This window comes from Gemmatimonadaceae bacterium (genome assembly GCA_036273715.1).
In the GTDB taxonomy this organism is placed as follows: domain Bacteria; phylum Gemmatimonadota; class Gemmatimonadetes; order Gemmatimonadales; family Gemmatimonadaceae; genus JADGGM01.
Genome location: DASUHB010000052.1, coordinates 13853 through 24234 on the forward strand (window position 1 = coordinate 13853; position 10382 = coordinate 24234).

Sequence of the window (10382 nt, forward strand, 5' to 3'; positions counted from 1 at the left end):
CGTCACTCCAGCTCGATGAGGATCGCGCCCTTTTCGACTGCCGCGCCGGGCGTCACCGCCACGCGCGTCACCCGGCCCGCGCCGCTCGAGCGCAGCTCGTTCTCCATCTTCATCGCTTCCATCACGACGAGCCCCTGCCCCTCCTGCACCGCGTCGCCCGGCCCGACCAGCACGCGCACGATGAGCCCCGGCATTGGCGCGACGAGCGGCCGCGGCCCCGTTGGGCCGGTGGCTTCGGCGGTCAGGTCGCGAATGGTGCGCGTGCGCTCATCGAGCGCTTCGACATCGTAGGTGTATCCGTCGATCCAGAGGACGTAGTGCCCCTTGGATTCGCGGCGTCGCACGACGACGCGGTGCACGCGGTCGCCGATCGTGACCATGCGGACCGGCGTCCCCTCGATGTCGGCTAACGATGCCGGAATGCGCCGGCCCGTGACCGTCACGGCATCCGGCTCGACGTCCACGGTGACGCGCGTCTCGCCCATGGCGACGATGTATTTCACTCAGCGCTCCGGGATCAGCTCGCACACGGTCTCGACGTGCGCGGTGTGCGGGAACATGTCGAACGATTCGAGCGACGCGACGCGCCAGCCGGCGAGCCGGCCCACATCGCGGGCGAGCGTCGCCGGGTCGCAGCTCACGTACATGATCGCCCGCGTGGACGCGCGCGCTGCCTCGAGTGCGGCCGTCACCCGCGCGTCGACGCCCGCGCGCGGCGGGTTGAGGATCACGACGTCGGCGGGTAGCGCCGCCGGGAGCGCATCCTCGACGGCCGCGGCCACGGCGCGCGATCCGTTAGGCAGCCGCGCCGCGCACCACGCCGAGGCGTCGGCATCGAGCTCGATGGCGGTGACGCGGCGCGCCGCCGATGCGAGCGCGAGCGCCGTGAGGCCTGTGCCGGCGTACGCATCGATCACGTGCGCCGGGTCGTAGGACGCGACGCGCTCGACCACCCACGCCTGGAGCGCCGTGGCCACCGCCGCGTTCACCTGGGCGAACGACGCGGCCGGGGACGCGCGGTCATCGCGCGACGCCGCGGGCAGCGCGCGCGGCGCGCCGGCGGGCTTCCACCAGATCGATCCCAGTGCCGGCGCCTGCTCGAGCAGACGCTGGGCGCCGGTCCAGCGGTCGCCGCCTTCGATCACCAGCGACGTCGCGTCCGCATCGTCGAACCGGACAGCCCCGCGCAGCTGGGCGGCGTTAGGCAGCGCGTCGGACGCCGCCAGCACCTCGCGCCACGCCGCGAGCACGCGATCTTCCGTAATCGGGCACTCGCGGAGCGGGAACACGCGGGCCGGTTGGTCGTAGGGGTGCAGGCCGGCCGTCCACCGTCGCCCGCGCGAGCGGAGCGCGAGCGTGAGCTTGCGCCGATAGCGCCACGGCGAGGGCGCAGGGCGCACCGCCGGAGGCGCGGTGTCGGCGCGCCGAGCGATGCGAACCATCGCGTCGCGGACGATGTCGGCTTTGGCGCGGCGTTGGGCATCGTAGGTCAGGTGCTGCAACTGGCACCCGCCACAGCGGTCGCCCTCGTAATGCGCGCACGCCGGTGCGACGCGATCGGGCGAGCCGCTCTCGAGCGCGATCAGCGTCCCGCGCGCAAACCGTCCCTTGGGCTCGTACGACACGCGCGCCACGTCGCCGGGCGCGGTGCGCGGCACGAACACCACCATCCCATCGGCGCGCGCAACGCCATCGCCGCCGGCGGCGATCGAGTCGATGCGCAGCGATGCGACCGGCATCAGCCTTCCACCAACCCCTCGCGGCGCGCCGCCAGGCGCCACGCCGCGCGGTCGTCGACTGCCGCTCCGTTAGGCGCACCCGCGTGCACCGATGGCGCGCGGCGCACCCGCTCCTGCTCGGCCAACAGCGCGGCGGCGATGATCGCCGCCATCTCGCCCTCGGCCGGCGGCCGGCCGTTGGTAAGCGACGCCAGCCGCCGCTCCAACCACTGGATGTCGATCGCGCCGCGGCGGAACTCGTCGTCTTCCATCACCCGCAGATGAAAGTCGCGCGACGTCTCCACACCCTGGATCGTGAGCTCGAGCAGCGCGCGGTGCATCCGGGCAATCGCCGCGTCGCGCGTCGGCGCGTGCACGATGAGCTTGGCGAGCATCGGATCGTAGTGGAGGCCGACTTCGCTGCCCGCGCCGATGCCCCCGTCCCAGCGCACGCCCGGTCCGGACGGCAGCCGCAGGAACGAGATCCGGCCCGTCCCCGGCAGGAACCCGTTGGCCGGATCTTCGCTCGTGATCCGGCATTCGATCGCCCATCCGTTAGGCGAAATGTCCTCTTGCCGGAACGGCAGGCGCTCGCCGGCCGCGATGCGGATCTGCCACTGCACGATGTCGATGCCGGTGACGAGCTCGGTGACCGGGTGCTCCACCTGGAGCCGCGTGTTCATCTCCAGGAAATAGAACGCGCCCTGGGCGTCGAGCAGGAATTCGCACGTGCCGGCGTTGACGTAACCCGCCGCCTGCGCGGCGCGCACCGCGGTCTCACCCATGCGCCGCCGGAGCTCGGGGGTCACCGCGACGCTCGGCGCTTCCTCGAGCATCTTCTGATGGCGTCGCTGCACCGAGCACTCGCGCTCGCCTAACGAGAGCATGGTGCCGTGCGCGTCGCCCAGCACCTGGATCTCCACGTGGCGCGGCCCAGCGATGTATTTCTCGACGTACACCGCGTCGTCGCCGAAGGCGTTCTTCGCTTCGCGGCGTGCCGCGTCGAGCGCTGACGCCAGCTCGCCGGCCTCGCGCACCACGCGCATGCCCTTCCCCCCTCCGCCCGCCGCGGCCTTGAGCAGCACCGGGAACCCGAACCGCTCCGCGATCTCGCGTGCTTCGCGGGCATCGCGCAACGACTCGGTCGTGCCCGGCACCACCGGGACATTGGCGGCGATGGCGAGGCGGCGCGCTTCGGTCTTGCTGCCCATCGCCGCGATCGCTTCGGCGGACGGTCCGATGAACACGAGCCCCGCATCGCGTACCGCGCGCGCGAAGTGCTCGCGCTCGGCCAGGAATCCGTATCCGGGGTGGATGGCCTGCGCGCCCGTGCGTTGGGCGGCCGCGACGAGGAGGTCGGCGCGCAGATAGCTCTCCGCCGACGGCGGCGGCCCGAGCCGCACGGCCTCATCGGCCTCGAGCACGTGCGGGGCATGGGCATCGGCGTCCGAGTACACGGCCACCGAGGCGACGCCGAGCTCGCGGCACGCCCGCACGATGCGCAGCGCGATCTCGCCGCGGTTGGCGATCAGAATCGTGTCGAACACAGGCGGCGGATGGTGTCGGTTAGGCAGCTGATCCGGACTGCGCCGCGGCGACCGCCACCAGCGCATCGAGCGGCGCCCGCGCGAACTGCGTGCTGCCCACGAACGCGTACCGGATGCGCCGCTCGGCGGCGTCGATGAGGAACGAGGCCGGGTGCGCGGTATTGAACGACGCGATGCCCACCGGATGCCACACGCCGTACCGCTTGATCACGCGCCGGTCGGGATCGCCCAACAGCGGGAACGGATAGGTGACACCGAAGCGCGCGAGCGCGCCGGCGATCCTGTCGCACGCCTGTGCGAGGACGACCGCCACGGCAAACCGTTGGGCATCGAATCGCGGCATCTGGTCGCGCAGCTCCCCGAGCTGCCCGCGGCAGTTGGGTCACCACATCCCGCGGTGGAACACCAACAGCGCACCGCGACGATGTTCGAGCAGCGCATCGAGCGTGACCGGCGTATTTGCGGCCGCATCGCAGAGCGAAAACTCGGGGGCGCGATCCCCCAGGCGCAGCGTGCTGCTCGGACGCGGCATCAGAGTGGAATGTTGCCGTGTTTCTTCGGCGGATTGCGATCGCGTTTCGTGCGCAGCGTCTCGAGCGCATCGATCAGCCGGGGACGCGTGTCGCGCGGGTCGATGATGTCGTCCACGTAGCCGCGGCCGGCGGCGATGTACGGGTGCGCGAACTTCTCGCGATATTCGTCGATCTTCTTGTCGGTCGCATCGCGCGGATCGCTCGCCGCGGCGATCTCACGGCGAAAGAGAATCTCGACCGCGCCGGTGGGCCCCATGACGGCGATTTCCGCCGTCGGCCAGGCGACGTTGTAGTCGCCGCGGATGTGCTTGGAGCTCATGACGTCGTAGGCGCCGCCGTATGCCTTGCGCGTGATGACGGTGAGCTTGGGCACGGTCGCTTCGCAATAGGCGAACAACAATTTGGCGCCGTGCTTGATGATGCCGCCGTGCTCCTGCGCGGTCCCCGGCAGAAATCCCGGCACATCCTCGAACGTCACGAGCGGAATGTTGAACGCGTCGCAAAAGCGAATGAAGCGCGCGGCCTTGAGCGAGGCGGCGATGTCGAGCACGCCGGCGAGGACTGCGGGCTGATTGGCCACCACGCCGACGCTGAAGCCGCCCAGATGCGCGAAGCCGCAGATGATGTTCTGCGCATAGTCGCGCTGCACTTCGTAGAACTCGCCGTCGTCGACGACGCGCTTCACGACTTCGTGCATGTCGTACGGCTTGTTCGGATTTTCCGGAACGATGCCCAACAACGCATCGTCGCGGCGGTCGCGCCGATCGGTGCCGGCGCCGCGCGGCGGGTCGTCGAGATTGTTGGACGGGACGAAGCGGAACAGATCGCGGATCGCGCCCAGGCATGCGAGCTCGGAGTCGAACGTGAAGTGCGACACCCCCGACGCGGCGGCGTGCGTATCGGCGCCGCCTAACTGTTCCATGGTGACGTCCTCGTGCGTCACCGTCTTCACCACGTTGGGCCCGGTGACGAACATGTACGAGGTCCCGCGCACCATGTAGATGAAGTCGGTGATGGCGGGCGAATACACGGCGCCGCCGGCGCACGGCCCGAGAATCGCGGAAATCTGGGGCACCACGCCCGAGGCCAGCGTGTTGCGCAGAAAGATGTCGGCGTAGCCGCCTAACGAAACGACGCCTTCCTGGATGCGCGCGCCGCCCGAGTCGTTGAGCCCGACCACCGGCGCGCCGTTCCGCACCGCGAGATCCATGATCTTGCAGATCTTCTCGGCGTGCGCTTCGGACAACGAGCCGCCGAACACGGTGAAGTCCTGCGAGAAGACGTACACGAGCCGTCCCGCGATGCGTCCGTAGCCCGTCACCACGCCGTCACCGTAGACGCGCTGGCCGTCCAACCCGAAATCGGACGAGCGGTGGGTGACGAAGCGGTCGAGCTCGACAAAGGTACCTTCGTCGAGCAGCACGTCGAGCCGTTCGCGCGCCGAGAGCTTGCCCTTCTTGTGCTGCGCGGCCAGCCGGTCGGCGCCGCCGCCCTGCTCCGCTTCCGCGCTCCGCCGCTCGAGCAGCTCCAGCTTCTCTTTCATGCTCATAGGAGCCGCAAGTTAGTGCCCACACGAACGCGCATCCAGTCGAGGCACAGAACCGCGGCGGTCAGCGTACGCGTGCCGGGCGCCTGGTGCTGGGTGCCTCCGTCGCGTGGTGGCTCCTCGGTAGAAGTCGCAAGGGATAACGAAAAGGATGCGAGAGATGAGGTGGATCGTCGCGCGGCGAGGGCGAGCACTTTTCGAACGCACTTGGACACGTTGGTGCACGGTTGAGCTAGGATGCGCAACGGCTGCGATCCACTCCGTCTCTCGAATCCCTTCGTTATCTCCTGAGACGAATATGGGGGGAGCGCACCCGGCGACACGTTGCAACAGAAAGACCCGGCCGCGATCAAATGGTGCGCGCCCTCTCACTTGTTCGTGTACTGTGGTGGCATGACCGGCGAGGATTCTCAGTCGGGAATAGCGCTGACGCACTCCGTCATTGGCGCATTCTTCGAAGTCTACAAATCCCTGGGCTACGGGTTTCTCGAGCACGTCTACGCATCTGCTCTGGAGCAAGAACTTGCTGAGCGCGGGCATCGCGTTGGGCGCGAAGTGTCAGTCACGATTTCTTATAAGGGTCGTGAGATCGCACGACAACGACTCGACATGATCGTCGACGACATCCTCGTCGTGGAGCTCAAGGCCGGCGATGCACTCCCTCCTGCTTCGCTTCGCCAGCTCTTCAACTATTTGCGAGCGACACGGCTGCAAGTCGGGCTGCTCTTTCATTTCGGGCCAAAGCCGACCGTCAAGCGTGCCGAGCGCCGAGGCGTCGCGTTGCGCAACGTGTCTGTTTTCTGAGTGCCTCTAACTGAGTTCTTGTCAATTGGCGCTCATCGCGCGATGACCGGGTCTCCTCGACGAAGGGTCCAAGGACTAGGTCTCCTCGACGAAGGGCTCAAAGGATAACGAAAAGGATGCAAGGAATGGGGAAGATCGCATCCGTGCACGTCCAAACATCATCGTTCACGTATCTGGTGTAAGCCACGCGCGCGAACAACGCACCTTATGTCGCCTGGCAGCGATCTTCCCCATTCCTAGCATCCTTTTCGTTATCCTTTGGACCCTTCGTCGTGGGGACCCAGCCACGCGCGCACTTTGAGCGGTCGACAAAACACGACGCCCTCCGGGCAGATCCGGCGGGGCGTTGCGAGAATTGATCGCGCGAGGACCAGGTCTCCTCGACGAAGGGTTCAAAGGATAACAAAAAAGGATGCAGGGTGATGGGGAAGATCGCTGACACGCGATATGAGGTGCGTTGTTCGCGCGCGTGGCCTACACCGGGTACGTGAACGATGATGCTTGGACGTGCACGGTTACGATCTTCCCCATCCCTAGCATCCTTTTCGTTATCCTTTGAACCTTTCGTCGTGGAGACCCGGCCACGCGCTCACTTTGAGCGGTCGACAGAACACAACGCCCCCCCGGGCAGATGCTCCGGCGGGGCGTTGCGACAATCGACCAGCCAGGACGATTTAGACCATTGGATCGGCTGGCACCGAGCCGTGAGACGTGGGTTCCTCGCTCTCCATTGGGATCACCTTGGACGGCGTCTCGGGGCGAGGCGGCTGCTCTTCCGGCACGTTCGTCACCGCGAGCACGATGCGCCGGTGAATCGGGTCGACCTCGAGGATGCGCAGGTCGAGATTCATCCCCTCGTACACGACGTCGGCCGGACTGACCACGGTCTTGCCCATGTTCAGCTGGCTGATCGGCACGAAGCCCTCGATGTCGTTGCCGATGTCGACCACGACGCCCTTGTCCATGAGCCGTGCAACCTTGCCGCGCATCTCCATGCCCACGGGGTACGTCTCGCCGATGCGCAGCCACGGATCTTCGGTGGCCTGCTTGAGTCCGAGCGAAATCCGCTTGTTCTCGGCGTCGATGTTCAAGATCACGACGTCCACCGTGTCGCCCTTTTTCACGACTTCCGACGGATGCTGGACGCGCTTGGTCCAGGACATGTCGGAGATGTGAATGAGGCCATCGATGCCCGGTTCGATCTCGACGAACGCGCCGAACGACGTGAGGTTGCGCACCTTGCCCGAGATCCGGGTGCCCACCGGATACTTGTACGGCAGCACGACCCAGGGATCCTGCTCCGTCTGCTTCATGCCTAACGAGATCTTCTCTTCGTTCGGATCGACCTTGAGCACGACGGCTTCGATCACTTCGCCGATCGACACGAGTTTGGACGGATGCCGCACGTTGCGCGTCCAGCTCATCTCGCTGATGTGCACCAGTCCTTCGATGCCCGGCTCGAGCTCGATGAACGCGCCGTAGTTGGTGATCGACACCACCTTGCCGTGGACGCGCGTGCCGACCGGATACTTCTCGGCGACGTCCTTCCACGGATAGCTCTGGAGCTGCTTGAGGCCGAGCGAGATGCGCTCGCGCTCCCAGTCGATGTCGAGGATTTTGACTTCGAGCTCCTGGCCGATGTGCACGAGCTCGGAGGGATGCGAGATGCGGCCCCACGACATGTCGGTGATGTGGAGGAGACCGTCCACGCCGCCCAGGTCGATGAACGCCCCGAAGTCGGTGATGTTCTTGACGACACCTTTGCGAATCTGGTCCTTCTGCAGCTCCTTCATCAGCTTCTCGCGCTTGCCGGCCCGCTCGACTTCGAGGATCACCCGACGCGAGACGACGATGTTGCGGCGGCGCTTGTTGAGCTTAATGATCTTGAACTCGTACTTCTGGCCTAACAACTCGTCAATGTTAGGCACGCGGCGCAAGGCGATCTGCGAGCCGGGGAGGAACGCGTCGACGCCCATGAGGTCGACCACCACGCCGCCCTTGATCTTCTTGACGAGGGTGCCTTCCACGGGCTGGTCGTTCTCGTATGCCTGACGGATGCGCTCCCAGACGCGCATGAAGTCGGCTTTCTTCTTGGAGAGAACGACGGAGCCTTCCTGGTCCTCGAGGTGCTCGAGCAGGACTTCGACTTCGTCGCCCGGTTTCAATTCCGGATGGTCCTTGAACTCCTCGAGCGGCACGGCGCCTTCGGATTTGAATCCGATGTCGAGGATGACCATGTTGTCCCGGATCTCCAGGACCTTGCTCTTGACAATCTCGCCCTCGTCGATGGACGCAAGCGTCCCGGCGTAGAGCTCGATCATGCGCGCTTCTTCTTCCGGCGAGTACTCGTCCTCGTCCCAGCGGTTGTCGCCGTGGGCTAAGAGGCGGAGGGCTCCGCGGTCGTGATCGCGCCGGATGGTAGCGGTGTCGTGCGTGTCGTCGGTTTCGAGTTCAGGCATACCGGACTGATTCTCCTGATCGCGGATCGGTTCGCTCGCCGCGCCGAGGTTTGAGTGGACGATAAGTGGCCCGGTGCCTAGCGCGCCGGGCAGGAACCCTCAAACCTAGTGGTCAAGAGTTGGACAGGCAAGTCGCGGCAGCACGCACACTTGGACAGGCGGACAAAACGGACAGGGCCGGACAAAGCCGGACGTCCGCCCGGTCGACTAGCGCTCGACTCTTGCCAGGTGTTCAGCCGTATCCGCCTGTCCGGTCGTGCCCGGCCTTGTCCGCCTTTAAGGCGTTCCGGCACACGACGCGCTTGAAGATTGGTTTCGCGCCGAAGCTGAAAAGAAGGCCTACTTCGAATCGCGTCGCCCGCAGATAACTGAACAACTGCTTGCTGCCGTAGTCTAACGCAGACTCCGCAGCTTTGACTTCGACGACTACCTGCTGGTCGACAACCATGTCGAGGCGTTGAAGCCCGATCCGCTCCCCTCGGAAGAACACTGGCACACTGGTCTCCCGCGCCACGTCGTGGCCGCGCCGGCACAACTCGCACTGGAGCGCCGCAACGTAAATGTGCTCGAGAAACCCTGACCCCAATTCATCATACACTGCGTAGAACGCGCCAATCGCCGATCCGGTCAACGTTTCGCTGATGAGGCCGATGTGTTTCATGACTGACGTGTACAACGAAAACCACGGGACAACATCAGCACTCTATGTTTGCGTTGGGCTCTTTCGTTGCGCGCCTCCCTCGAAACCCGAGAGGAAGGCGCTGGCCCTCGAGCTGCCGACTTTGTCCGGCCTTGTCCGCCTGTAGTCCGCCCTTCGCTGTTAATCCGGCTTTGTCTGGCACTGTCCGGCCTTGTCCGCCTGTAGTCCGCCCTTCGCTGTTAATCCGGCTTTGTCCGGCACTGTCCGGCCTTGTCCGCCTGTAGTCCGCCCTTCGCTGTTAATCCGGCTTTGTCCGGCACTGTCCGGCCTTGTCCGCCTGTTGTCCGCCCTTCGCTGTTAATCCGGCTTTGTCCGGCACTGTCCGGCCTTGTCCGCCTGTTGTCCGCCCTACCGGAGCACCTTCACGAGCGCCACGATGCGCTCGACCTGTTCTTCCTGCGTCAGGTAGGTGGTGTCGATGAGCACGGCGTCTTTGGATTGGACCGTCTGCGTGGAATCGCGCGCGTCGCGTTGCACGAGGCGCTCGGTTTCTTCCGCGATTTCCTGATCGGCCGGCGAGCGGCCTAACCGTTGGATGAGTCGCCGGCGGGCGCGCTCCCACGGATCGGCAATGAGAAAAATTTTGAGATGCGCCTCGGGGAAGACCACCGTGCCGATATCGCGCCCGTCGACGACGACGCTCCGGCCGTTGGCGAGCGTGCGCACCTGCCCGTTCACCCAGTCGCGCACGCCGCGCATCTGTGCGACTCGCGACACGTGCTGCGTCACCGCGCCGCCTCGCATGTCCTGCTCGAGCTCGACGCCATCCACGAGCAGGACGAATGCGCGGCCTTCGTCGCGAGCCGACACGCGTCGGGCGGCACGGAGCACATCGGACTCGTCCCACTGATAGCCATCGGGCGACGCGCGCAGCACGGCGGCGGTCGCGGCACGGTAGAGTGCGCCGGAGTCGATGTGGTAGAAGCCTAACCGCTCCGACACCCAGCGCGCCGTGGACGACTTGCCCGCCGCGGCCGGACCATCGATGGCGACGATGATCGGCGTGTGAGGATCGCGGATCCGCGGAACGTACGGCGGCGTCGGATGGCTCATCGATCGACTCGGGGCGTGTCGT

At 66.1% G+C, this 10382-nt stretch carries 9 protein-coding genes and 1 pseudogene; 1 reads left to right on the plus strand and 9 read right to left on the minus strand.

Features of this window, described 5'->3' with window-relative positions:
- Positions 1 to 2: 2 nt before the first annotated feature.
- The 6 genes and pseudogenes from VFW04_11360 to VFW04_11385 all read right to left on the minus strand — a co-directional run bounded on the left by VFW04_11360 (position 3) and on the right by VFW04_11385 (position 5341).
- Positions 3 to 503, minus strand: a complete 501-nt coding sequence (locus tag VFW04_11360; protein HEX5179922.1) for a biotin/lipoyl-containing protein — start codon at positions 501 to 503, stop codon at positions 3 to 5.
- The gene (locus VFW04_11365) at positions 504 to 1739 is read right to left on the minus strand and encodes a hypothetical protein (GenBank protein HEX5179923.1); all 1236 of its coding nucleotides are present in this window, start codon (positions 1737 to 1739) and stop codon (positions 504 to 506) included.
- On the minus strand, positions 1739 to 3331 hold the full coding sequence (locus VFW04_11370) for an acetyl-CoA carboxylase biotin carboxylase subunit (protein ID HEX5179924.1): 1593 nt from the start codon (positions 3329 to 3331) through the stop codon (positions 1739 to 1741). The genes VFW04_11365 and VFW04_11370 overlap by 1 nt, the downstream gene beginning before the upstream one ends.
- A pseudogene (locus tag VFW04_11375) lies at positions 3285 to 3635 on the minus strand (redoxin domain-containing protein). The gene VFW04_11370 and the pseudogene VFW04_11375 overlap by 47 nt, the downstream one beginning before the upstream one ends.
- Positions 3636 to 3647: 12 nt before the next feature.
- Positions 3648 to 3797, minus strand: coding sequence for a hypothetical protein (locus VFW04_11380; GenBank protein HEX5179925.1), 150 nt, complete (start codon positions 3795 to 3797; stop codon positions 3648 to 3650).
- On the minus strand, positions 3797 to 5341 hold the full coding sequence (locus tag VFW04_11385; protein ID HEX5179926.1) for an acyl-CoA carboxylase subunit beta: 1545 nt from the start codon (positions 5339 to 5341) through the stop codon (positions 3797 to 3799). Before VFW04_11385 ends, VFW04_11380 begins: the two co-directional genes overlap by 1 nt.
- Positions 5342 to 5737: 396 nt before the next feature.
- Between VFW04_11385 and VFW04_11390 the strand changes: the two genes are divergently transcribed.
- On the plus strand, positions 5738 to 6148 hold the full coding sequence (locus VFW04_11390) for a GxxExxY protein (GenBank protein HEX5179927.1): 411 nt from the start codon (positions 5738 to 5740) through the stop codon (positions 6146 to 6148).
- A gap of 674 nt (positions 6149 to 6822) precedes the next feature.
- Here the strand turns inward: VFW04_11390 and VFW04_11395 are convergent.
- From VFW04_11395 to cmk, 3 genes are all read right to left on the minus strand, one after another.
- Positions 6823 to 8607: a 30S ribosomal protein S1 gene (locus VFW04_11395; protein HEX5179928.1), complete on the minus strand. Its 1785-nt coding sequence runs from the start codon at positions 8605 to 8607 to the stop codon at positions 6823 to 6825.
- 232 nt (positions 8608 to 8839) lie between these two features.
- Positions 8840 to 9268, minus strand: a complete 429-nt coding sequence (locus VFW04_11400) for a GxxExxY protein (protein HEX5179929.1) — start codon at positions 9266 to 9268, stop codon at positions 8840 to 8842.
- A 387-nt stretch (positions 9269 to 9655) separates the two neighbouring features.
- Positions 9656 to 10360 carry a (d)CMP kinase gene (gene cmk, locus VFW04_11405; GenBank protein ID HEX5179930.1) on the minus strand — a complete coding sequence of 235 codons (705 nt, stop codon included), beginning with the start codon at positions 10358 to 10360 and terminating at the stop codon, positions 9656 to 9658.
- Between the last annotated feature and the right edge of the window lie 22 nt (positions 10361 to 10382).

Excerpts from the sequence above, each read along its gene's own strand:
- VFW04_11365 (HEX5179923.1), bottom strand. The coding sequence starts at position 1,739 with ATGCCGGTCGCATCGCTGCGCATCGACTCGATCGCCGCCGGCGGCGAT.
- VFW04_11370 (HEX5179924.1), bottom strand. The coding sequence starts at position 3,331 with ATGCGCTGGTGGCGGTCGCCGCGGCGCAGTCCGGATCAGCTGCCTAAC.
- VFW04_11380 (HEX5179925.1), bottom strand. The coding sequence starts at position 3,797 with ATGCCGCGTCCGAGCAGCACGCTGCGCCTGGGGGATCGCGCCCCCGAG.
- VFW04_11385 (HEX5179926.1), bottom strand. The coding sequence starts at position 5,341 with ATGAAAGAGAAGCTGGAGCTGCTCGAGCGGCGGAGCGCGGAAGCGGAG.
- VFW04_11390 (HEX5179927.1), top strand. The coding sequence starts at position 5,738 with ATGACCGGCGAGGATTCTCAGTCGGGAATAGCGCTGACGCACTCCGTC.
- VFW04_11395 (HEX5179928.1), bottom strand. The coding sequence starts at position 8,607 with ATGCCTGAACTCGAAACCGACGACACGCACGACACCGCTACCATCCGG.
- VFW04_11400 (HEX5179929.1), bottom strand. The coding sequence starts at position 9,268 with ATGAAACACATCGGCCTCATCAGCGAAACGTTGACCGGATCGGCGATT.
- cmk (HEX5179930.1), bottom strand. The coding sequence starts at position 10,360 with ATGAGCCATCCGACGCCGCCGTACGTTCCGCGGATCCGCGATCCTCAC.